The sequence below is a fragment of the Kocuria sp. CCUG 69068 genome, from assembly GCF_020833785.1.
Taxonomy (GTDB): Bacteria; Actinomycetota; Actinomycetes; order Actinomycetales; family Micrococcaceae; genus Kocuria; species Kocuria rosea.
This window is the reverse complement of sequence record NZ_PDDL01000021.1, coordinates 21,740-44,551: the sequence shown is the minus strand read 5'-3', so window position 1 is coordinate 44,551 and position 22,812 is coordinate 21,740. Positions and strand designations below refer to the sequence as shown.

Annotated in this window: 19 protein-coding genes and 1 tRNA gene; 8 read left to right on the top strand and 12 right to left on the bottom strand. The window is 74.3% G+C overall.

Annotated elements, in window-relative coordinates:
* The 4 genes from CRM73_RS06425 to CRM73_RS06410 form a co-directional block, all read right to left on the bottom strand.
* Positions 1-1,492, bottom strand: a 1,492-nt coding sequence (locus CRM73_RS06425) for an FtsW/RodA/SpoVE family cell cycle protein (RefSeq protein ID WP_229587194.1), incomplete at its 3' end; no start/stop codon positions are given.
* A complete protein-coding gene (locus CRM73_RS06420) occupies positions 1,489-2,985 on the bottom strand; it encodes a PP2C family serine/threonine-protein phosphatase (RefSeq protein ID WP_229587193.1) in 1,497 nt (498 codons plus the stop codon). The genes CRM73_RS06425 and CRM73_RS06420, both read right to left, overlap by 4 nt.
* 3 nt (positions 2,986-2,988) lie before the next feature.
* Positions 2,989-3,486, bottom strand: coding sequence for an FHA domain-containing protein (locus tag CRM73_RS06415; RefSeq protein WP_017834090.1), 498 nt, complete (start codon positions 3,484-3,486; stop codon positions 2,989-2,991).
* Complete coding sequence (locus CRM73_RS06410) at positions 3,487-4,263, bottom strand: DUF3662 and FHA domain-containing protein (RefSeq protein WP_095651319.1); 777 nt, start codon at positions 4,261-4,263, stop codon at positions 3,487-3,489.
* 172 nt (positions 4,264-4,435) lie between these two features.
* Here CRM73_RS06410 and CRM73_RS06405 point away from each other — a divergent pair, with 172 nt between their 5' ends.
* The 3 genes from CRM73_RS06405 to rraA are packed head-to-tail and all read left to right on the top strand — an operon-like array spanning position 4,436 to position 7,252.
* Positions 4,436-5,164, top strand: a complete 729-nt coding sequence (locus CRM73_RS06405) for a PepSY domain-containing protein (RefSeq protein ID WP_229587192.1) — start codon at positions 4,436-4,438, stop codon at positions 5,162-5,164.
* Between the two features lie 4 nt (positions 5,165-5,168).
* Positions 5,169-6,731, top strand: a complete 1,563-nt coding sequence (locus CRM73_RS06400) for an MDR family MFS transporter (RefSeq protein WP_229587191.1) — start codon at positions 5,169-5,171, stop codon at positions 6,729-6,731.
* A 41-nt stretch (positions 6,732-6,772) separates the two neighbouring features.
* Positions 6,773-7,252: a ribonuclease E activity regulator RraA gene (rraA, locus tag CRM73_RS06395; RefSeq protein WP_017834086.1), complete on the top strand. Its 480-nt coding sequence runs from the start codon at positions 6,773-6,775 to the stop codon at positions 7,250-7,252.
* Positions 7,253-7,278: 26 nt separating this feature from the next.
* Here the strand turns inward: rraA and CRM73_RS06390 are convergent, their stop codons facing one another.
* The 4 genes from CRM73_RS06390 to CRM73_RS06375 all read right to left on the bottom strand — a co-directional run bounded on the left by CRM73_RS06390 (position 7,279) and on the right by CRM73_RS06375 (position 11,944).
* The gene (locus tag CRM73_RS06390) at positions 7,279-8,907 is read right to left on the bottom strand and encodes an amidohydrolase (RefSeq protein ID WP_144836814.1); all 1,629 of its coding nucleotides are present in this window, start codon (positions 8,905-8,907) and stop codon (positions 7,279-7,281) included.
* A 125-nt stretch (positions 8,908-9,032) separates the two neighbouring features.
* A complete protein-coding gene (locus CRM73_RS06385) occupies positions 9,033-11,069 on the bottom strand; it encodes an NADPH-dependent 2,4-dienoyl-CoA reductase (protein WP_017834084.1) in 2,037 nt (678 codons plus the stop codon).
* A 72-nt stretch (positions 11,070-11,141) separates the two neighbouring features.
* Entirely contained in the window at positions 11,142-11,690 is a 549-nt protein-coding gene (locus tag CRM73_RS06380) for a hypothetical protein (protein ID WP_017834083.1), read from the bottom strand.
* Positions 11,691-11,719: 29 nt separating this feature from the next.
* Positions 11,720-11,944: a hypothetical protein gene (locus CRM73_RS06375; RefSeq protein WP_229587190.1), complete on the bottom strand. Its 225-nt coding sequence runs from the start codon at positions 11,942-11,944 to the stop codon at positions 11,720-11,722.
* A gap of 225 nt (positions 11,945-12,169) precedes the next feature.
* Here CRM73_RS06375 and CRM73_RS06370 point away from each other — a divergent pair, with 225 nt between their 5' ends.
* From CRM73_RS06370 to CRM73_RS06355, 4 genes are all read left to right on the top strand, one after another.
* Positions 12,170-12,733: a Dps family protein gene (locus CRM73_RS06370; RefSeq protein WP_109243685.1), complete on the top strand. Its 564-nt coding sequence runs from the start codon at positions 12,170-12,172 to the stop codon at positions 12,731-12,733.
* An 83-nt stretch (positions 12,734-12,816) separates the two neighbouring features.
* Positions 12,817-13,584 (top strand): endonuclease/exonuclease/phosphatase family protein, encoded by a 768-nt coding sequence (locus tag CRM73_RS06365; protein WP_229587188.1) that lies wholly within the window; start codon positions 12,817-12,819, stop codon positions 13,582-13,584.
* Positions 13,585-13,891: 307 nt separating this feature from the next.
* Positions 13,892-14,617 (top strand): DUF1028 domain-containing protein, encoded by a 726-nt coding sequence (locus CRM73_RS06360; RefSeq protein WP_017834079.1) that lies wholly within the window; start codon positions 13,892-13,894, stop codon positions 14,615-14,617.
* Positions 14,618-14,664: 47 nt separating this feature from the next.
* The gene (locus tag CRM73_RS06355; protein ID WP_109222277.1) at positions 14,665-15,864 is read left to right on the top strand and encodes a CapA family protein; all 1,200 of its coding nucleotides are present in this window, start codon (positions 14,665-14,667) and stop codon (positions 15,862-15,864) included.
* A 3-nt stretch (positions 15,865-15,867) separates the two neighbouring features.
* On the opposite strand, the gene CRM73_RS06350 is transcribed toward CRM73_RS06355, so the two are convergent.
* The 3 genes from CRM73_RS06350 to serA form a co-directional block, all read right to left on the bottom strand.
* Entirely contained in the window at positions 15,868-16,755 is an 888-nt protein-coding gene (locus CRM73_RS06350) for an endonuclease/exonuclease/phosphatase family protein (RefSeq protein ID WP_017834077.1), read from the bottom strand.
* A 157-nt stretch (positions 16,756-16,912) separates the two neighbouring features.
* Positions 16,913-19,924 carry a glycosyl hydrolase family 65 protein gene (locus CRM73_RS06345; RefSeq protein WP_229587187.1) on the bottom strand — a complete coding sequence of 1,004 codons (3,012 nt, stop codon included), beginning with the start codon at positions 19,922-19,924 and terminating at the stop codon, positions 16,913-16,915.
* A gap of 50 nt (positions 19,925-19,974) precedes the next feature.
* Positions 19,975-21,171 carry a phosphoglycerate dehydrogenase gene (gene serA, locus CRM73_RS06340; protein ID WP_229587186.1) on the bottom strand — a complete coding sequence of 399 codons (1,197 nt, stop codon included), beginning with the start codon at positions 21,169-21,171 and terminating at the stop codon, positions 19,975-19,977.
* A 272-nt stretch (positions 21,172-21,443) separates the two neighbouring features.
* On the opposite strand from serA, the gene CRM73_RS06335 reads away from it, so the two are divergent.
* Complete coding sequence (locus tag CRM73_RS06335) at positions 21,444-22,634, top strand: M14 family zinc carboxypeptidase (RefSeq protein WP_229587185.1); 1,191 nt, start codon at positions 21,444-21,446, stop codon at positions 22,632-22,634.
* A gap of 91 nt (positions 22,635-22,725) precedes the next feature.
* Here the strand turns inward: CRM73_RS06335 and CRM73_RS06330 are convergent.
* A tRNA-Leu gene (locus CRM73_RS06330) sits at positions 22,726-22,812 on the bottom strand.

The following is a 22,812-nucleotide window of genomic DNA, read 5'->3' as shown; positions in this document are numbered from 1 at the left end:
CGTCCGGATCCGTCCCGGGACGGCGGTCCCGGCGGCGTCCCGGGCGCTCGGCGCGCTCCTGCTCGTCGCGCCGCGCCGCCTCGCGCAGCGCGGCCTCGTGGGCGGCGATCTCGGCGAGGTCGGCCTCGGTGGCCGGACCGGTGACCACGGGCCGGCGGGCCGTGTGGGAGATCGCCAGGATGATCGCCGCGATGATCCAGTTGGACAGCAGCGAGGAGCCGCCCGCGGACATGAACGGGGTGGTCAGCCCGGTCAGGGGGATGAGCCGGGTGACCCCGCCCACCACCACGAACAGCTGCAGCACGATGACCGCGGACAGCCCCGCCGCCAGCAGCTTGCCGAAGGAGTCACGGGTGCCCAGGGCGGCCCGGAAGCCCCGGGTGACGAACAGGAAGAACAGCACGAGCACGGCGCTCAGGCCGATGAGCCCCAGCTCCTCGCCGAACGCGGTCATGATCATGTCCGAGTTGGCGTAGGAGACGAGGTCCGGCCGGCCCTGGCCGAGCCCCTGCCCGAAGAGCCCGCCGGAGGAGAGCCCGAACAGGCCCTGGACGATCTGCCCGGAGCCGCCCGGGGCCCGGTTGTACACCTCCGGGTCGAACGCGTTGAGCCAGGAGTCCAGGCGTGCCGCCACGTGGCCGAAGGTCTGGCTCGCGAAGAACCCTCCGACGGCCACGAGCAGCAGCCCGATGACGATCCAGCCGAGCCGGCTCGTGGCGAGGTAGATCATGGCCAGGAAGAGGCCGAAGAACAGGATCGCGGAGCCGAGGTCCCGCTGGAACACCAGCACGCCGATCGCGATGATCCACGCCGCGAACATCGGCGCCATGTCCCGGAACCGCGGCAGGCGCACGGGGCCGATCTTCTTGCCGGCCAGCAGGATGAGGTCCCGGTTGGTCGAGAGGTAGCCGGCGAAGAAGACGGCCAGGGTGATCTTGGCGACCTCCCCGGGCTGGAAGGTGCGACCGCCCACGGAGATCCAGATCCGGGCGCCGTTGAGCTCCAGGCCGAGACCGGGCAGGAGGGGCAGGAGCAGCAGCAGCCCGCTGAGCACCAGGCAGATGTAGGTGATCCGCCGCAGCACCCGGTGGTCCTTGAGGAACCAGAGCACCAGGCAGGCGGCGGTCATGGCGAAGGCCGTCCACACCACCTGGGAGCCCGCGGCCGTCTGGTCCGTGGTGAGGTCGATCCGGTGGATCATGGCGATGCCCAGGCCGTTGAGGGCCACGACGATCGGCAGGACATAGGGGTCCGCGTACTTGGCCCGCAGCCGCAGCACCACGTGCAGGACCAGCGCGCCGATGCCCAGGACCAGCCCGGAGACGAAGAGGTGCGGGTCCCCCGAGCCCAGCTGGTCGGGGTCCACGAGGACGTTCGCGCCCACGCCGATGCCCACGGCGAGCACGAGCAGGAGCAGCTCGGTGAGCCGCCGCGGCTTCTGGCGGGGCTCGGCCTGCTCCTCCCGGGGGGAGGTCGCGGCGGGGGCGCTCATCCGTCACCACCGGGAGAGACCGCGGGAGAGGCCGCGGGGGAGGCGGCGGGGGAGGCGGTGGCCCGCTGGACGGTGCCCGTCGGGCGCGGCTCCGGGCCGGGCGTCTCCTCGGGCACGGACTCGCGCAGCTCGCGCACGATCCGCTCCGCCTCCTCGAGGCTGCCGGCGGGGATGGCGTTGCGGACCCGTTCCTGGGCGAAGCCCGGGAGGTCCTCGACCCGCAGGTCCGTGGCGCGCTCGAGGTCGCTGAGGCTCACGGGCCCCAGCGACTGGGAGACGCCGTTGTAGATCGCCACGTTGCCCTGCTGCTCGCCGACGTAGTACTGCGAGCTGATCCAGCCGCTCGTGAGCCAGCCCCCGGCCACGAGCAGCAGCCCTGCCGTGGCCAGCGCGAGCACGGCCACGGCGCGCCGGTGGCGGCGCCGGCGCGGGGACGGGACGGTGGCGTCGGCCCGGTGCAGCGCCGACTCGACGTCCCGCGGATCGGCCAGCGTGTCGGGGGCGGAGGTCTGCAGGAGGGTCGCGCGGCGCTCCAGGACGCTGTCGCTCACGGTGGGGATGCGCCCGGTCTGGGTGGCGTTGGCGGCGGCGCCCACCAGCAGGTGGGGGCGCGCGGCGAGGTCGCGGCGCAGCGCGGCCGCCGAGGACTCGGCCTCGGCGGTCCCCGGCGTCCCGGCGTCCCCGGTGATCTCGTCCGAGGTGCGGGCGAACTCCGGGTCCGGGACGGCGCCGCGGGCCTCGCCGGCCTGCGGCACGGGGGCGGTGTCGTCGGTCTCGAAGACCTGGACGACCACCACGGTCACGTTGTCGGGGGCCCCGCGGTCCAGGGTCAGCTCCACGAGCGTGTCCACGATCTGGTTGAGGTCGTCGGTGGAGCCCAGCACCGAGTGGATGGTCTCCGGGCGGACCACGGCGTTGAGCCCGTCGGAGCACAGCAGCCAGCGCTCGCCGCGCTCCGGGCGGAGGGTCTCCACGTCGATCTCGGGGGAGGCGTCGACGTCCCCGAGCACGCGCATGAGGACGTTCTTGTGCGGGTGGGACTCGGCCTCGTCCGGGCGCAGCCGGCCCTCGTCGATGAGCCGCTGGACGAAGGTGTGGTCCTTGGTGACCTGGCGGAACTCGTCGCCCCGGAGCCGGTACGCGCGGGAGTCCCCGATGTGGGCCACGACGAGCTCGTCCTGGTCGGCGAGCAGGGCCGTGACGGTGGTGCCCATGCCGCCCAGGCGGGCGTTGCCCAGGACCAGCTTGGCGAGGTTCTGGTTGGCGTTCTGGATCTCGTCCGTGAGCACGGTGGCGCCGTCGCCGTGGTGGTCCGGGCGGTCGAGGCTCGTGAGGTCCATGACCGCGGAGGCCGAGGCGACGTCCCCGCCCACGTGTCCGCCCATGCCGTCGGCGACCACGGCGAGGTGGCGGCCCGCGTAGGCGGAGTCGTCGTTCTTCGAGCGGACGCGGCCCACGTCGGAGCGCGCCGCGTAGCGGAAGGCGATCGCCATGCGTCAGGACCTCAGTTCCAGGACGGTCTTGCCCACCCGGAACGGGGTCCCGGGGTCGAGCGGCACGGCCCGGGAGAGGCGCTGCTGGCCGACGAAGGTGCCGTTGGTGGAGCCGAGGTCCTCGAGGAACCAGCGGGAGCCCTGCGGGAACAGCCGGGCGTGGCGCCCCGAGGCGTAGTCGTCGCCGAGGGGCACGGTGGCCTCGGGGGAGCGGCCCAGCAGCACCGGGGCGTTGCCCAGCGGGTAGCTGCGGCCGCGGAGCGGGCCGTCGAGGACGACCAGGGTCTGGGGGCGGGAGCGCTGCCCGGTGCTGGGGCCCGCGGCGGGCGGGACCGGGTCCTCCACGGCGCCCCGGCGCTCGGCGCGGGACCTCGTGAGGACCGCCGGGAGCTTCCCGCCGACCGCCAGGTCACGCCCCTGGCTGGCGACGATGCTGAAGATGAAGATCCAGAGCAGCGCCAGGAAGCCGAAGCGGAGCAGGGTGACGGTGAGTTCGGACATTCAGCGGTTCCCCTTCGGGGTCAGGAGGCGGAACGTGATCCTGGTCCGACCCATGGTGATCACGGAGCCGTTGACCAGCTCGGTGCGGCCGATCACCCGCTCCCCGTCCACGTAGGAACCGTTGGTCGAGCCGAGGTCCACGGCCACGAAGTGCTCGCCCTGCCGCCGGATCTCGAGGTGCTTGCGGGACACGCCGGTGTCCTCCACGGTGATGTCCGCCTCGGCGGAGCGGCCCAGCACGATCGAGTCCGCGTTGAGGGAGTAGCGCGCGCCGTCGACGTCGAGCACCGGGATCCAGTGCTGGGCGGGCACGGAGCGCGTCGGCTCCCCCTCGTCCTCCTCCCGGCGGTGGCCGCGGGCGATCCGCTGCCCGCTCGGGGTGGCGGGGGTGTTGGGGGACTCGGCGGTGCGCTGGGCCGAGGAGTGGACGCGGAACTCGCCGGCCTCCACCTCCGGGTTGCGGGTGAAGGACACCTTCACCGCCCCCTGGAGCGTGTAGGCCTGGCTGCGGGCGTGCTTGATGACGACGTCGCACAGCTCCTCCGCGAGCGGCGTGCCCCAGTCCTGGGCGCGCGGGAAGTCCTCGTCCGAGAACTCCACGACGAAGACGTTGGGGGCCATGGTGCGGCCGGCGGAGATCGTGAACGCCTCCTGGTCGAGCTCCCGCCGGAGGGCGCTGGCGATCTCGACGGCCTCCACCCGCTTCCGGGAGCCGGTGGAGAAGGTGGCGCGGACGGCCTTCTCGATGTTCTTCTCGAGGCTCTCGAGGAATCCCATGCCGCCTCCTTCCTGGCGTCGATCACGGTGCGCATGCACCCGGTCCCGGGTCAGGCGCTCTCCAGGATAGTAGACGCGACGCCTGTGAGCCCGGTGGGGGGTCCGCGCCGGGCGGGTCAGCGCCCCGGTCACGTCCTTGCCAGGGGGTCCGCAGGGGAGAAGAATCCCGGGTATGAAGCACACTGACCGAAGGCACCTGTCCCTGGCGGCGCTCGCCCTCTCCGCCCTGCTCCTCACGGGCTGCGGCGGCGACGGGGGTGACGGCGGCGCCGGAGGGGACGGCACCACCCCCCCGGCGGAGACCGGAGCCCCGGCCGACACCGCCACCCCCGACGACAGCGCGAGCCCGGACGACACCGCCACCCCGGACGACAGCGCGAGCCCCGACGACAGCGCGAGCCCCGACGACGACGGCACCGCCACGGCCTCCGGCTCGGCCTCGCCCTCGGAGAGCCCCACCGACGACGCCACCGGCGGGTCCGGCGGCGAGGCGGCCGTCGTGGCCTCCGCGGTCGCCGCGGCCGAGGACGCGGTGGGCGGTGACGCCCAGGCCTTCGAGATCGGACGGGAGGACAGCCCGGCCAGCTGGGAGGTCACCGTCGCCGCCGACGACCGCGAGCACCAGGTGTACGTCTCGCAGGACGGCGAGGACGTGATCAGCCAGGAGGAGGAGGGCGGCCTCGACAGCGACGACGGCGAGAAGCTCGCCCAGGTCCGGGTGCCCCTCGACGAGGGGCTGGCCACGGCGCTGGAGACGGTCAACGGCACGGTCGACGAGGCGCAGCTCGAGACGGAGGACGGCACGACCGTGTGGGAGGTCGAGATCGACGAGCCGGACGGCAACTCCGTGGACGTGTTCGTCAACGTCGAGGACGGCTCCGTGCTGAAGATCGACCGCTGACCCCGTGGTCGCGGACCCCGGCCGCACGGAGCGCCGCCGGCTGCGGCTGACGTTCCTGGGCCTGCTCATGGCGGTCCTGCTGGCCGCCCTCGACCAGACGATCGTGGCCACGGCGCTGCCCTCGATCGTCGGGGACCTGGACGGGCTCGACCGGATCTCCTGGGTGGTCACGGCGTACGTGCTCGCCGCCACCGTGGGCCTGCCGGTCTACGGGAAGCTGGGCGACCTCTACGGGCGCAAGCGGATCTTCCTGGTGGCCGTCGTGGTCTTCCTGCTCGGCTCCGTGCTCTCGGGCGCCGCCCAGGACATGACGCAGCTCATCGTCCTCCGCGCGCTGCAGGGCCTGGGCGGCGGCGGCCTCCTGATCGGGGCGCAGGCGATCATCGCGGACCTCGTGCCGGCCCGCGAGCGCGGCCGGTACATGGGCGTGATCGGGGCGGCCTTCGGTCTCGCCTCGGTGAGCGGGCCGCTGGTCGGCGGGTTCCTCACGGACCTCGTGAGCTGGCGGTGGGTGTTCTACATCAACCTGCCGCTGGGCCTGGTGACGCTCCTGTTCATCCCCCGCTTCCTGCACCTGCCGCACGTCCCCCGGGGACGGGTGCGCCTCGACGTGCTGGGCACGGCGCTGCTGGCGCTGGGCAGCGTGGCGTTCGTGCTCCTCACCACGTGGGCCGGCACGGCGTACGCGTGGTCGAGCCCGCGGATCCTCGGCCTCGCCGGGGCGGTCCTGGTGCTCGGCGTGCTGTTCGTGATGGTGGAGCGCCGCGCCGCGGAGCCGATCATCCCGCTGCACCTGTTCCGCGTGCGCAACTTCGTGGTGCCCACCGCGGCGGCCGTCGGCATGGGCGTGATCATGTTCGCGACCATCACCTACCTGCCCACCTACCTGCAGATGGTCGACGGCGCCTCGGCCACCACCGCCGGCCTGATGATGATCCCCGTGACGGCCGGGATGCTCGTCGGCACGATCGGCACCGGCCGCCGCATCGCACGCACGGGGCGCTACAAGCACTGGCCCGTGCTGGGCTCCGCGGTGATGGCCGCCGGGCTCGCGCTGCTCTCGCTGATCGACGAGTCCACCCCGTACGCCCTGACGGCCGCGGGGATGGCCGTCACCGGTCTCGGCATCGGCTGTCTCATGCAGAACCTCGTCCTGATCGTGCAGAACGCGGTGCCGCCCGCGGAGCTGGGGGCCGCGACGTCGTCGTCGAACTTCTTCCGCCAGATCGGGGCGTCCTTCGGGATCGCCGTGTTCGGCTCCGTCTTCGTCGCCCGGCTCGACGACGCGCTCGGGGGCCGCGTCGTGCCCGCCCTCGATCTCGACGCCCTGAGCCCCCAGGTGCTCGCGGGACTGCCCGCCCCGGTGCAGGAGGCCGTCGCGCAGGCCTTCGCCCAGGCGCTGCCGCCGATCTTCCTGTGGGGTCTCCCGGTAGCGGCGGCGTGCCTCGTGCTGTCCCTGCTCATCGAGGAGATCCCGCTGGGCACGACCGTGCCCGCCGCGCGGGAGGAGGCGCCGGGGCCGGCCGCGGCGCCCGCCGGGGCCGAGCGCGGCGGTTCCGCTGGCTAGGCTGGTGCCGGAACCACCACCGGATGCCTCAGGAGCAGCTCATGACCGATCCGCGCCCGTTCACCACCGCCGACCTCTACGACGAGCGCGGGGAGCAGCTGATGTCCTGCCCGCGCCAGTTCCTCGACCTGGGCGGGACGGCCGCGTTCACCGGGCCGGTGCGCACGGTCCGCTGCTTCCAGGACAACGGCCTGGTGAAGGCCGTGCTCAACTCCCCGGGGGAGGGCGCGGTCCTCGTCGTGGACGGCCACGGCTCCATGGGCACCGCGCTCATGGGGGACATGATCGCCGAGTCCGCGGTGCGCAACGGGTGGGCCGGGGTCATCATCAACGGCCCCGTGCGGGACCGGGTCGCCCTGGCCGGGCTGCCCCTCGGGGTCAAGGCCCTGGGCTCCAACCCGCGCAAGTCCGCCAAGGACGGCGTCGGGGAGCAGGACGTGCCGGTCGTCATCGAGGGCGTGACCTTCCGCCCGGGCCGGACGGTGTGGGCCGACGAGGACGGGATCCTCGTGGAGGGCTGAGCGCTGTCCGCTCCGTCCGGCGCCGTTCAGCCGGCGCGGTGGGTGAGCCGGCCGCCGCGGTAGGTCGCGCGCACGCCGATGTGCTCCACCGACCCGCCCCGCCGGTGCACCTCGAGGGGGTTCTCCTCCAGCACCACCAGGTCCGCGAGCTTGCCCGGGGCGAGCGAGCCGATCCGGTCGAACATCCCCAGCGCCTTCGCGGCCTCGGACGTGTAGGCGGCGAGGGCCTGCAGCACGTCGAGCCGTTCACCGGCGGGCCCGAACCGCCGTCCGTCACCGTCGAGGCGGTCGGTCCAGGCCTGGACCGAGCGCAGCACGTCGCCGTCGGCGACCGGCCGGTCGGAGCTGCCCGCCAGCCGCACCCCGGCGTCGAGGAAGCTGCGGCCCCGGTAGGTCCAGTCCGTGCGCTCGGGGCCCAGGAGCCGGCGGAACTGGGCGGCCATGGGGCGCAGGAAGCCGATCTGCGGGGTCACCACGATCCCCGCGGCCGCGAGCCGCGGCAGCTGGTCCGGGCGGGTGATGCTCGCGTGCTCGATCCGGTTGGGCAGCCGGTGGCGCCCGTGCTCGTCCTGGCAGCGGGTGATCACGTCGATCGCGAAGTCGATGGCCCGGTCCCCGATCGCGTGGGCGGCCACCGACCAGCCCGCGCGGTACGCCGCGTGGATCGCCTCGGCCATCTGCTCGGGGTTCTCCTGGAAGTAGCCCGTCGAGTGGCCTCCGCAGAACGCCTCGGTCACGGCGGCGGTCTCCCCGAGCAGCGAGCCGTCCACGAACACCTTGACCGGTCCGAGCCTGAGCTCGTCGTCGCCGAAGCCGGTGCGCAGCCCGAGGTCGAGCCCGCGCTCGGAGCCGTCCCCGAGGCCGCTGATCCCGTGCAGGACGTCCAGCACGGGCATCACCTGGGCCCGGGCGTGCAGGACGCCGGCGTCCCGGGCCTGCTGGTAGGCCTGCAGCTCGGAGGGGTTGTGCCCGATCCACCCGGCGCCCACCCCCGCCTCGGCGAACGTGGTGATGCCCTCGGCGGCGTAGCGGGCGGTGGCGCGGTCGAGCGCCGCCACGATCCGGTCCACCGGGTAGGGGCGGAACAGCTCCTGCACCACGGCCTGGGCGGTCTCCTCGACCAGGCCCGTGGCGCGGCCGGTGTCGTCCCGCACCACCCGCCCGCCCACCGGGTCCGGGGTCCCCGGGGTGAAGATCTCCGCCCGCCGCAGCGCCTCGGAGTTCACCACCGCCGCGTGGCCGGACGTGTGCCGGACGAACAGCGGCGTGCGGCCCGTGATGCGGTCGAGGACGTCGATGTCGGGCAGCGACCCGCCCACGGTGGCGGGGAGGAAGCCGGTGGCCATGAGCCACTCCTCGTCCCGCGGCTTCGCGGCCATGCCGCGCTCCAGGGCCGCGTACAGCTCGTCCAGGGATGCGCAGCCGGAGAGGTCCACCTCCGCCAGGCCGAGCCCGAACCACGCGGTGTGGCAGTGCGCGTCCACGAACCCCGGCAGCACGGTGGCCCCGCCGAGGTCCACGGTTTCGGCCGCCGGCACGTCCGGGTCGTCGAGGACCACGATCCGCCCGCCGTGCACGCCGAGGCTCGACGCCGTCGGGCGGTCCGGGTCCATGGTCAGGACCGTGGCGTTGACGAGCAGGAGGTCGAGCTGCATGGGGATCCTTTCCGCGGGAGTGACCCCATCGTGGCACCCGGGGCCCGGTCCCGCACATCGCCGCACGGCGCGGCCCGCTCCTGGCCCGGCCCTGCCCCGCCAGGCCGGGCCCGGGCCGGGAGCGGTCAGCCCAGGGCGGCGACGAGCTCCGTGGCCTGCCGGATCGCCCGCTTGGCGTCCAGCTCGGCCGCCACGTCCGCCCCGCCGATGAGGTGCACCGGTACGGCGCCGGTGTCGTGGCCGGTCCCCAGCAGCGTGTCGTGCAGCCGCCGCAGCGGCTCCTGGCCCGTGCACAGCACCACGGTGTCGACCGGCAGCACCTGCTCGACCGGCTCCGTGCCGTCGGGTCCCGGCGCGGTGAGGTGCAGCCCGTCGTCGTCGATCCGCCGGTACACGACCCCGCTCAGGGTGCGGACGCCGCCGGCCCGGAGCGAGGTCCGGTGGATCCAGCCGGTCGTGCGGCCCAGGCCGGCCCCGAGCTTGCCGGGGGAGCGCTGCAGCAGCGTCACCTCGCGCGCCGGGCGCCCGGGCCGGGGCTCGACCAGCCCGCCCCGGGCGGACAGCGTCGTGTCGACGCCCCACGCGCGGTAGAAGTCCGTGCCGGCGGAGTGCAGGAGGAACTCGGCGACGTCGAAGCCGATGCCCCCGGCGCCCAGGACCGCGACCCGGCGGCCCACGGGCGCCCCGTGCTGCAGGACGTCCCGGTAGCCCACGACCGAGGGGTGCTCCACCCCCTCGATCGCGGGCACGCGCGGTTCCACGCCGGTGGCGAGCACGAGCCGGTCGAAGCCGCGCAGGTGCCCGGGCCCGGCCTCCGTCCCGAGCCGCACCTCCACCCCCAGTTCGGCGAGCCGCACCCCGTAGTAGCGCAGCGTCTCCGCGTACTCCTCCTTGCCGGGGATGCGCAGCGCCATCAGGAACTGCCCGCCGATCCGGTCCGCCGCCTCGAAGAGGGTGACGGCGTGCCCGGCCTCCGCGGCGCCGACGGCGAAGGCCAGCCCCGCGGGGCCCGCGCCGACCACGCCGATCCGCTCGGCCCGGCGGGTGGGGCCGAGGCGCAGCAGGGTCTCGTGCCCGGCCCGCGGGTTGACCAGGCAGGACGCCGTGCGGCCCGCGAAGGTGTGGTCCAGGCACGCCTGGTTGCACGCGATGCACGTGTTGATGGTGTCCGCCCGGCCGCGCGCGGCCTTGACCACGAAGTCCGGGTCCGCGAGCAGGGGCCGGGCCAGGGACACCATGTCGGCGTCCCCGTCCGCCAGGATCCGCTCCGCGGTCTCCGGGGTGTTGATCCGGTTCACGGCGACCAGCGGGATCCCGACCTCGCCCTTGAGCCGGCGCGTCACCCAGGAGAAGCCGCCGCGGGGGACGACCGTGGCGATCGTGGGGATGCGCGCCTCGTGCCAGCCGATGCCGGTGTTGAGCAGCGTGGCGCCGGCGGCCTCGACCGCCCGGGCCAGTGCCACGACCTCCTCGAGCGTGGAGCCGCCGGGGACCAGGTCCAGCATGGAGAGCCGGTAGATGAGGACGAAGTCCGGGCCGGTGCGCTCGCGGACGCGGCGGACGATCTCCACGGGCAGGCGCATCCGGTTCGGGTAGCACCCTCCCCACTCGTCGGTGCGGTGGTTGGTCTCGGCGGCGACGAACTCGTTGATGAGGTAGCCCTCGGAGCCCATGATCTCCACGCCGTCGTAGCCGGCCTCCCGGGCGAGCGCGGCGGTGCGGGCGAAGTCCTCGATGGTCCGCTCGATCTCCTCCGCGGTGAGCTCGTGCGGCACCACGGGGCTGATGGGGGCACGCAGGGAGCTCGGGGCCACGGCGGCCGGGGCCTTGGCGTAGCGGCCGGAGTGCAGGATCTGCAGGGCGATCCTGCCGCCCTCGGCGTGCACGGCGCCGGTCACCAGGCGGTGCCGGGCCACCTCCTCGGGGGTGCGCAGGAGAGCACCCCCGGCCCGGGTGGCGCCCTCGGGGTTCGGCCCCACGCCGCCCGTGACGATGAGTCCCACCCCGCCCCGCACCCGCTCCGCGTAGAACTCCGCGAGCCGCTCGAACCCTCCGGGCAGCTCCTCGAGACCGGTGTGCATCGATCCCATGAGCACCCGGTTGGGCAGGGTGGTGAAGCCCAGGTCCAGGGGTGCGAGCAGGCGCGGATAGGGCACGGTCATCTGATACTCCTCGTCTCAGGTACTTGGTCACCGTAGGCGAGGAGTGAGCCGCCTCACAAGCGCGGCGCGGGCTCAGAGCGCGGCCAGCAGGTCCTTCCAGGCCGCGCGCCACCGCACGACGTCCTCCGCGGAGGCCAGGCCGGTGTGCGCGAGGGCCACCGTGGCGCGGCCACCGGCCTTGGCGCCGATGTTCGCGGAGACCCTGGACCCGTCGGCGAGGCGAGCCCGCCAGTAGCGCCACTTCGCGGTGGCGGCGGTGGTGGGCGGCTGCTGGAACGGGACGCCGCCGACCTCCGTGCGGCCGGCCATGAGCGCGCTCCACCGGGCGAGCGCCTCCTCCGGGGTGCCGGTCACGGTGCGGCTCGCGCTCGCCCCGAAGGTGCCGTCCCCGGCCTGACCGGGCCGGCGGGCGCCCGTGTGCTGCTCGTAGGCCACCGCGACGGCCTGCGCCCACCACTCGTGGTTGTCGACGGCGCCCTCGAGCTGCTCGGCCACTCGGCGGGCGAGCTCGGCGTGGCCCATCGTCCGGGCGCCGAGCTCGTCGAGCCGGGCCGTCCAGGTCTCCCACGGGACGCCGGTGGCCCGCGCGATCCCGGCGGTGCTGGTGCTGCGGGTGCTCATGGGACCCAGGGCAGCGGCGGCGCGCCGGGTCAGTCCCCGGCCGTGGGGCCGGGGCCGCCTGCGCCCGCGCCGAAGTCCGGGTCGGCGGGGTCCGCGGCGTCCCCCGCGCTCGGCACGCGCTGGCCGGCGTTGGTCTGGCCCAGGGGGTCCGGGGCCGTCTCGAGGTCGCGCGCCGGGGTGTCGGGGACGCCGACGTCGTCGGCCAGGTGCGGGTCGTCGGGGAGCTGGTCGCCGGAGGAGGGAGTCGTGTCCATGGGCCCCAGCCAATCAGTGGCTCCGCGTCCTGGCAAGGCCCCGATCAGGCGTCCTGCGGCGGGCGCGCATCCCCCGGATATCGCGGACAGCGAAGCGAATGGACAGGGTGCTGACAGTGGGTGGGAGGCGTGCCATAGTGGGGGCAGAGGCCCGTCCCGCGGGCCGCCCGCAGTTGTCGAGCCAGGCCGCCGCCCCGCGGCGGCCGGAAACACGGAGACGTACCCATGGCCACCCCGAACCAGCGCACCGCCCCCTACACCGTGCCCGGCCTGTCCACCGAGAACGGCCACGAGGTCGCCCAGACGCTCCAGCAGCGCCTGCACGCCCTCAACGACCTCCAGCTCACGCTCAAGCACGCCCACTGGAACGTGGTGGGCCCCAACTTCATCTCGGTCCACGAGATGCTGGACCCGCAGATCGAGCTCGTGCGCGGCTTCGTCGACGAGCTCGCCGAGCGCATGGCCACCCTGGGCGTGGGCCCCTCCGGGCTGCCGGGCGATCTCGTCCAGGCCCGCACCTGGGACGACTACTCGGTCCACCGCGCCACCGGCGTGGAGCACCTCGCCGCCCTCGACATCGTCTACAACGGCGTGATCGAGGACCACCGCGACGCGATCCAGAAGGTCGGCGAGCTCGACCCCGTCACGGAGGACATGCTCATCGGCCAGGTCAAGGAGCTCGAGCTCTTCCAGTGGTTCATGCGCGCCCACCTCGAGAACAGCGGCGGCGACCTCCAGCACGGCGGCGCCCGCACGGAGCAGGGCGCGGCGGAGTCCGCCGCCCAGTAGTCCGCCCCGCGACCGTGGCAGCCCACGCCCGCCCCGGCCCCGCCGACCCCCGTGGTCCGCGGGGCCGGGGCGCGTTCACGGCCATGACCTTCAACGTCCGGCGTCCCCTGCCGAAGTACGGCCGGATGGCGACGGACGCGTGGTTCACCCGGGCCCCCGCCGTGCAGGCCGTGCTCCGGGCCCACCGGCCGGAGCTGGTCGCCCTCCAGGAGGTCCTCCCGGAGCAGCTGCACCACGTCCGGCAGGCCCTGGGGCCGGACCACGTCCTCCTGGGCGGGGGCCGGGACGCCGACGGCGGCGGCGAGCGGTGCCTGCTGGCCGTGGACACCGCCCGCTTCCGGATCGAGCGCTGGCAGCAGCGGTGGCTGTCCGCGCTGCCGGAGGTCCCGGGGTCGAAGGTGCCGGGGGACCTCTTCCCCCGCACCCTGGTGCTGGCCGACCTCACGGACCGGCGCACGGGAGTGGCCTGGCGGGTGGGCGCCACCCACCTCGACCCGTGGCCGGAGCGGGCGCGGCTGCGCCAGCTGGCCGCGCTCCAGGGCCTCCTCCTCGGGTGGGACGGCCCCCTGGTGCTCCTCGGGGACATGAACGCGGCTGCCGGCCGCTCCCGCACCTGGGACGCCGCGCTCGCCGGCGGGCTGCGGGACACCCTGCCCCCGGACGCCGCGGGGACCTTCCCCCGCTACCGGGAGCCCGGGGCCAGGACGCCGCGCCTGGACTGGATCCTGTACGGCGGCCCGGTCCGCGTGCTCGACGCCCGGGTCCTGGCCGAGCGTCCGCGCGGGGTGTGGGCCTCGGACCACTTCCCGGTGCTGGCCGAGCTCGAGCACGACGGCGGCCCCGCCTCCTGAGGCCGGGACCGCCGTGCCCGGCACGCGGCGCTCCCCAGGGCGGCGATCCGTGCTCCGCGTGCCATCCGCCGCCTCCCGGTGGTAGGAATGAGCCGTCCGCCCGGGAGCACCCGGCAGGTGCTCCGTGCGGCCGCCCTGCCGGTGCGCACCCGGTCGTGGGTGTCGTCCCACCCTGTGCACCCGGGACGGCCCGCCACCAGCACCGCGGGCCCGGCGTGCCGGGGTGGAGGACGTCCCGCCCCGGTCCGCGCGGGGCATCCATCGACAACGATCCGGCCGGCACGGACGTGCCGGCCAGGAGGTGCTCGTGACCTACACCGTGATCGCCCGGAGCGCGGACTCGCGCCTGCTCGGCGCCGCCACGGCGAGCTGCTCGCTCGCCGTGGGCAACGCCGTGCCGGCCCTCGTGCCCACCGCCGGGGTGGTCGCCTCCCAGGCGTGGACCAACCGGCGGCTGCGCTTCGAGATGCTCCGCACCCTGCACCACGGGGGCACGGCCGAGGAGGCGATCGCGGCCCTGACCGACGCCGACCCGGACCTGGCGCTGCGCCAGGTGGCCGTCCTGCCCGTGGCGGGGCCCGGCGCCCACCTCACCGGCAGCCTGTGCACGCCCTGGGCGGGGGGCGTGGCCGGGGCCGACTTCGTGGTGATCGGCAACTACCTGACCGGCCCGGAGGTCGTCGAGTCGATGCGCGCCGCGATGGACGAGGCGCTCACGGGGTCCGGGCCGACCAGCACCGAGATGGCCGGCGCGCTCCTGGCCTGCCTGCGCGCGGGCCGGGACGCGGGTGGGGACAGCCGGGGGCAGCAGAGCGCCGCGGTGCTCGTGGCCGACACGCTCGCGGGCTTCCAGTACCCCGTGCTGCTCGACGTCGACCTGCGGGCCGACAACTCGCCCACCCCGCTGGAGGACCTGGAGGAGATGCTCGCGCTGAAGGGCAGGGCCCACCCGGCGCCGGCCGAGGTGGTGCCCAGCACCGAGGTCCCGCACCGTCCCGAGGACGAGGGGCTCTGGTCGACGGTCCTGTCCTGACCTCCCTCGGGTGGGCGGCCCCCGCCGGGGTGGCCTACCCTCGGTCCATGAGTTCTCGTCGTGTCCTCCCGCCGGTGCGCTACGGCCCCGCGGCGGGCCTGACCGCGGTCCTCCTGGCGGGGGCGACGGTCCTCGCCGGCTGCTCCCCGGAGCCGGCCGGGCCGCCGGCGAGCGCTCCGGACGGGACCGGGGCGGCGTCGTCGGCCCCCGCGACGCCGGAGGCGGCCCCGGACCGGCTGGAGGTCGTGGTCACCGGCGACGTCCTGCTCCACCCGGGGCTGTGGGCGCAGGCCGAGGCGGACGGGGACGGGGAGCTGGACTTCGGCCCGCTCGTGGAGGGCCTGCGCCCGTTCACGGAGGACGCCGGCCTCGCCGTCTGCAACATGGAGACCCCGCTCGCCGCGGCCGAGGGCCCCTTCTCCGGGTACCCCTCGTTCGAGGTGCCGCCGCAGATCGTCCCGGCGCTGGCGGACCTCGGCTACGACGCGTGCACCACGGCCTCGAACCATGCGGTGGACGCCGGCCCGGAGGGCCTCGAGCGGACCCTCGACGTCCTGGCCGACGCCGGGATCGCGACCACCGGCACGTACCGCGCCGCCGAGGACGCGCGGGAGCCGCTGGTCCTGGACGCGGACGGCGTGCGGGTGGGCCTGGTGACCGGCACCTACGGGCTCAACGGCAACGTCCCGGACGCCGCGTGGCGCGTGGACCTGCTGGACGTCCCCGAGATGGTCCGCAAGGCGCGCGCGGCCCGGGCGGCGGGGGCGGAGATCGTGCTGGCCGCGGTGCACGCCGGCGAGGAGTACTCCTCGGCGCCCGACCGGCAGCAGTTCGAGGTCACGCACGCGCTCGCCGACAGCGGGGAGTTCGACTTCGTCTACGGCCACCACACGCACTCGGTGCTGCCGATCGAGAAGCGCGGGGACACCTGGATCGTGCACGGCCTGGGCAACAGCGTCTCGGAGCACGCCACCCGGGTGCCGGTCAACAACGAGGGCCTGACGGTCAGCATGTCCTTCGCGCGCGAGGACGGGGAGTGGGTGGCCGGGGACCCGGTGTGGACCCCGCACATCCTCACCCTGGACCCGATCCGGTGGTGCGCGCTGCCGGCCGAGGACGTCTGCCGCTCCCGCGAGGAGGACGCGGCGTCCCTGGCGCGCACCGCGCGGACCGTGGGGTCGATGGGGGCGGAGGCCGACGGCGCCCGCCCGTGGCGCCCGCTCGCCCTCGGTCCCGCAGGGGAGTAGCGCTCAGTCCCGGTCGAGGGTGACGAGCGCCTGCACCGGGGCGTGGTCGCTGGGGTGGCCCCCCGCGAAGCGGGCGGTGTTGATCGCGGCGCGGCGCACCCGGACGCCGGGGCCGGCCAGCACCCAGTCGATCCGCTCCTCGCCCTCCACGGCCTCGCCGTAGTCCGGGAAGGTGCCCCACGCGGGGGTGAGCCGTTCCTCGGCGGCCGTCCAGGTGTCGGCGAGCACCCCGGAGCCCACGAGCGTCTCGTACGCCCCGGAGTCCCCCGCCTCCGCGTTGAAGTCCCCGGTGACCAGGGTGGGGGTGTGCGGGTGGAAGCTGTGCACGAGCTCGACCAGGGCCTCCGCGCTGCGGTCCCGGGCGGTCTCGGAGTCGTGGTCGAAGTGGGTGTTGACGAGCACGAGGTCGGTGCCGGTGCCGCGGTCCAGGAAGCGGCCCCAGGTGACGATGCGCGGGATGTCGTTGCCCCAGGTGGTGGAGCCGATGAGCTCCGGGGTGCCGGAGAGCCAGAACTGGTCCCACTCCACCAGCTCCAGGCGCCGGGCGTCGTAGAAGATCGCGGAGTACTCGCCCTTGCTGCCCCCGGCGCGCCCGTAGCCGACCATCCGGTAGCCGGCGGGCAGCGCCCGCTCCACCGCCGGCAGCTGGTGGTGGAGGGCCTCCTGCACCCCGAGCAGCGTGGGCTGCTCGAGCTGCAGCAGCCGCGCCAGCCGGGGCGCGCGGTCGGGCCAGTGGTCCGGGTTCCCAGCGTGCGTGCCGCTGTGGTGGAAGCGGATGTTGTAGCTCATCACGTGCAGGGCGCGGCCCGTGGCGGGACCGATGAGCGGCACCGCGGGATCGGCGACGCCGGGGGTCGTGGAACGGTCGAGAAGGACGGTGTCTGAGGACATCACTGCTCCAGGGTGGGGGAGTGCGGGGGCGTCGTCGTCCCATGGTGGACCGGGCGGCCCGACCACGGTGCCACCGAGGGGGAACCCCCGGTGATCATCCGGTGAACTCGTGGGGTCCTCCACGGGGACCGCGGCCCCGTGGCCGGCGGTGCACGGCTCAGGCATCGGTCACCGCCACGGGGAAGTGCCGGATCTGCCCGGCGGCGAGCTCGTGGACCTCGCCGTCGACGTTCACGCGCACGGGCTCGGCGGGGCCGGGGGCGAGGTAGAGCCGCAGCCCGGCGCGGGTGACCTCGACCTGGATGGGCTGGTCCCGGTAGCTGATCGAGAAGGACACCTTGGGCAGCTGCGGGGGGATCGCCGGGTGCAGCCACAGCATGTCGTCCCGGACCTCCAGGCCCGTGTAGCAGCGGGTGAGGATGTCCACGGAGCCGGCCATGGCCCCCAGGTGCACCCCTTCGCGGACCGTGTCCCCCTGGGCATCCACGAGGTCGCTGTTGAGCGCCCGGGTGAGGAAGGACCAGGAGCTGGGGCGGTCCCGGCGGGCCTCGACCCAGGAGTGCACCACGTTGGAGAGCGTGGACCCGTGCGAGGAGCGGTCGCAGTAGAAGGCGACGGTGGCCCGGACCGCCTCCGCCGGGAAGTCGTAGCCCATCTGCCCCAGCAGCTCCCGCAGCTCCTCCGCGGAGAACAGGTACAGCAGCATCAGGACGTCGGCCTGCTTGGCCAGCCGGTAGTCGTTCGTGGAGCGCCCCTCGGCGTCGAGGATGAGGTCGAGGCGCCCGATGTAGCCGTAGCGGGCCCGGTAGTCCTCCCAGGCGAGCTCCGGCAGCTCCTCGTAGCCCTCGAACTGGGCGAGGACGCCGCCGGCCAGGAACGGCACCCGCAGCCGGGTGCGGACCCGCTCCCAGCGGGCCACCTCGTCCTCCCGCAGGCCCAGGCGCCGCCACAGGGGCCCGCCGTAGTCCTGGCCGAGACGCTCGACCATCTCGACCGCCCGCGCGAGCAGCCACGCCGTCATGACGTTGGTGTAGGCGTTGTTGCGCAGCCCCGAGCCCGGCGCGCCCGGGGCGCCGTCGTGGAACTCGTCCGGGCCCATCACCCCCGTGATCACGTACCGGTCGTCCTCGGGGTCGTGCACCGCGAGGCTCGAGAAGAACCGGGCGATCTCCACCACGAGCTCGGCGCCCTGCTCGATCAGGAAGCGGGTGTCGCCCGTGGCCTGGTAGTACTGCCACACGCTGTGCGCGACCGCCAGCCCCACGTGGCGCTGCAGCCGCGAGTGGTCCGGGATCCACCGGCCGGTGCGGGGGTTGAACAGCGCCCGCGGGGTCTCCTCGCGTCCGTCGCTGCCGCTCTGCCACGGGAACATGGCCCCCTCGTGGCCGGCCGCGCGGGCCGCCGCCCGCGCCTCGGGCAGGCGCCGGTACCGGTAGGCCAGCAGCGCCCGGGTCCACTCGGGCCGGCGGAGGGTGAGCATGGGGTAGACGAACATCTCGTCCCAGAACACGTGGCCGCGGTAGCCCTCGCCGTGCAGCCCGCGGGGCGGGACGCCGGCGTCCAGGTCCGGGTGCGCGGCCGCCACCGACTGCAGGACGTGGAAGGTGTTGAGGTTCACGGCCAGGCCCTGCTGGCCGCCGGCGTCGGTGGCCACGGCGAAGGCGGACCACAGGGCCTGCCACGCGACCACGTGGGCGGAGAGCAGCTCGTCGAAGCCGCCCGCCCGCTCCAGCAGCGTGGACGCGGCGTGCGCGGGCGTGGCGATCGCCCGGTCCTGCGAGGTCACGAGGGCGACGACCTTCTCGACCCGCACGGCCCGCCCCGGGTCCATCCGCAGCCGCAGCTCGTGGCCCACCACGCCGGGCGCGGGCCGGGACGGGACCCGGGAGAGCAGCCGGTCCTCCGTGCCGCTGCGGAGCACCCGGGTGCGGGCGGCCACGGCGATCCGGACGCCGGACCAGGACGTGGCCACCTCGACCCGTGCGGTCCCGTGGCCCAGGTCCTCGAGCCGGGCGTCGGCCAGGTGCCGGCCGGCCAGGGCGGCGTGCTCCGCGACGTTGCGGTTGCGGACGTCGGCGTCCACGAGGCTGCGCACGGTCAGGGTCCCGCTCCAGTCCTCGGCCTCGAAGACCGTCTCCTGCCCCGCCAGGTGGCGCTGGTCCTGGGAGACGAACCGGCGGGTGGTCACGCGGGTGGTGTGCCCGGCCTCGTCCCGGAAGCGCAGGGTGCGGGTCAGCACCCCGGTGCGCAGGTCGAGGTCCTGGTGGTGCTCCAGCACGTTGTCCGGGGTGGGCTCGAACCAGTAGCCGTCCTGGACGCGGTACTGCACCAGCAGCCAGTTGGGGGCGTTCACGAGGTCCTCGTGCTCCAGGACGAGACCGGCGGCCTCGGAGCGCAGCCGGTTGTAGACGCCCGCGAGGTAGGTGCCGGGGTAGTGCGTGCCGTCGGCCCGGGACTCGCTCGCGGCGCCGCGCACGGCCATGTACCCGTTGCCGAGGGTGCACAGCGACTCCCGCATCCCCTCGCGCGGCGGGTCGAGGTCGGCGTAGGTCAGGTTCCACGGGCTGCCCCCGCCGCAGCCGCCGGCCCAGTCGGAGTCCCCCGGGGCGGTGGCGACCGGGATGTCGAGGTCCGTGAGGTCGTCCACCACGAGGTGGGCGCCGGCGGCGAGCAGCCGGCCCCGCCGGCCCGCGCCGTCGAGCCCCACGACGAGCCCGAAGCCGTGGGTCACGGCGGTCCGCACCAGGCGGTCGCTGTCGCTGACCACCACGATGTGCTCGGGCTCCACCGCCAGCCGGCGGGAGGCGAGCAGCAGGGAGGCGGCCGGCGGGTGCGGGTCCGGCCCGTCCCGCCCCGCGGTGCCGTCCCGCGGCGGATCGGCCGCGACCACGATGTCCGCCGGCGGTCCCGCGCCCAGCTCCGGGTGGGTGGTGACCACGGCCGTGAGCACGCCCTCGGCGCGCAGGCGGGCGAAGAGCTCGGCGGCCCCCGCCTCGTGGCGCGGGTGCAGGACTCCGCCGGCGGGGCGTATCGGGACCGGGGCGGCGTCGTCGCCGGCGCGGGCGGTGTCGTCGGGGCCCGGTGCGGCCCCCGCCGGTGCGAGGGCGAGCACCACCGCTCCGTAGGTGCTCCTGCCGTGGACGGCAGGCTGCTCCAGGACGCCGCTCATGCGGTCATTGTGCCACCTGCCTCCGTCAGGAGCCGGAGGCGGGCGGTGCGTCAGTTGATGGTGCTGAGGCGGATGGTCTCGGGCAGCCCCAGGATCTGCTCGATGACCTCCCGGGTCACGCCGTTGCCGGCGTCCGTGACGAGGTAGCCGGTGTCCCCGCGGGTGGACAGCTGCTGACGGTCGATGTTGATGCCGTGGTCGCCGAGCACGCTGTTGACGGTCGCCAGCACGCCCGGGACGTTGCGGTGCAGGTGCAGGATGCGGGTGCCGTTGACGGCGGTGTCCAGCTGGACCTGCGGCATGTTCACCGACAGGGTCGTGGAGCCCGAGGTCGCGAAGGACGAGAGCTTCCCTGCCACGAACCGCCCGATGTCCACCTGCGCCTCCTGCGTGGAGCCGCCGATGTGCGGGGTGAGGATCACGTTGGGCAGGCCCTGCAGCACCGAGGTGAACGGGTCCCCGGCCACCTTGGGCTCGTTGGGGAAGACGTCCACCGAGGCGCCGGCGATGTGCCCGCTGACCAGGGCGTCGCGCAGTGCGTTGTAGTCGACCACCATGCCGCGGCACAGGTTCAGGAACAGGGACCGGGGGCGCATCCGCTCGAACTGATCCCGGCCGAAGAGGTTGTTGTTGCTGGTGCGCCCGTCCACGTGCAGCGAGACGGTCTCGACCCGATCCAGCAGCTCCTCCAGCGTGTCGCAGCGCTGGGCGTTGCCCAGGGGCAGGCGGTCCACCACGTCGTAGTAGTAGACCCGCATGCCGAGGGTCTCGGCGAGCACGGACAGCTGGGAGCCGATGTTGCCGTAGCCCACGATGCCGAGGGTGCGGCCGCGGACCTCGTGGGCGCCCTCGGCGGACTTGTCCCACACGCCCTCGTGCATGCCCTTGTTCTTGTCCGTGAGGTGCCGGGCCATCGAGATGATCTCGGCGATCGCGAGCTCCACCACGGACCGGGTGTTGGAGTAGGGGGCGTTGAAGCACGTCACGGCGTGCTCGGTGGCGGCCGCCAGGTCGATCTGGTTCGTGCCGATGCAGAAGGCGCCCACGGACAGCAGCTGCGGGTGGGCCTCGAACACCTCCCGGGTCACGTGGGTCTTCGACCGGATGCCGAGCAGCTCGACGCCCTCGAGGGCGTCGACGAGCTCTCCGGTGTCGAGGGCGCCCTTGCGGGTCTCGACCTCGATGCCCTTCTCGGACAGGATGCGTTCGGCCTCGGGGTGGACGTTCTCCAGGAGCAGTGCTTTCACAGTCGCCCAGTCTATGGCTACGGCGCAGGGGACCGCGACGCCGGGCGTCACCCCGCGGCCGATGTGGCCCGGATCACCGGGCTCCGTGGGGGACCGGCCCGCGCGGAGCCCGTGGACGTTCCGCCGGCGGACGCAGGTCTACCGAGCAGTACTTCCACTGTTGCGGGCCGGCCGGTGACGGACGTGTGCCATCGCGAATAGCATCGCGAGCACCCCCTCAGGCGCGGCCCCCGGGCCGCACCGGCAGCCCCATCCCCCAGGAGGACCAGCACATGATCCCTCAGCACCGCGACCCTGCGGCCGCACGCTCCTCGGACCGCCCGCGCCGCCGGCGCCGGACCGCGGCGGCGCTCGCGCTCGCCGTCGCCCTTCCCCTCGGTGCCGCCGCACCTGCCGCCGCGGACGCGAACTTCCCCGCCACGGAGGGGAGGACCAGCATCTCGAGCATCCTGACCCCCGACGACGTGGAGCGGGAGCTGCAGAAGCTGGAGCGGACCAGCCGCCACGGTGTCGACGCCTTCACCCTCGCCGAGGCCGGCATGGAGGTGAGCACCTCCGAGCAGGGCCGGGACCTGTGGGTCGCGACCGTCGGCTCGGGGCCGGAGCACGTGTGGCTCCAGGGCCGGATCCACGGCAACGAGCCCTACGGCACCGACGCCCTGCTGAGCCTGCTCAAGGAGCTCGGCACCAACGGCTCGTCCGAGTACGAGCTGCTGCGCTCGAGGTTCACCTTCCACATCATCCCCATGTACAATCCGGACGGCGCCGAGGCCAACATCCGGCACACCGTCCTGTGGGACCAGGTCTCCGGCGCGCCGGAGGGCGGGACGCCGCAGCGCATCGACCTCAACCGCGACTGGACGGCCGAGGGCTTCGCGGCCGACGAGTCCCGCGCCTTCTACGAGTACTGGACGACGGTCGACCCGGCCTGGGGCGTGGACATCCACCACCAGGGCCTCAAGACGCAGTACGGGACCGGCGACGACGTCACCCTGTCCCTGGGCATCTCCCTCGCTCCCGGCGGACCGACCCTGCCGGGGCTCGAGGGCGGCGCCTACGACCGGCTCACCCGGCAGATGAACGTGCACGTCTACGACGAGCTCTCGAAGTACGGCTCCATCAACATCGACCGCTACCAGGTGGGCGGCAGCTACGAGATCGACATCAAGGGCGGTGTCGTCTCGGCGATGATGCTCGGCCTGGACCACGGCGGGCTCAACCCCGAGGGGCACTCCCACCCGGTGGTGTTCTTCGAGACCTCGGGCAACTCCTCGGACGGCAGCCTCGGTCAGAAGGCCCGCGGCAAGAGCGTGCGGCAGAACGTGCTCGCCGTGAAGGAGCTGCTGCTCGGCCTGGCCACCGGGGAGGTCCAGCAGGAGGACCCGGAGCGCTGGGACGAGATCCCGCACGCCCCGGTCACCGGCTACCAGACCGACTACGCCGGGGTGATCCCGGTCGGCTGAGCCCGGCCGCCGGGGCCCGGCTGCTCCGGCCGGTCCGAGGGCATCAAAAAGGCGAAGCGGGACATCCGTCGGATGTCCCGCTTCGCCTGTGTGGTGCGCGAGGGGGGAGTTGAACCCCCACGCCCTTTCGGGCACACGGACCTGAACCGTGCGCGTCTGCCTATTCCGCCACTCGCGC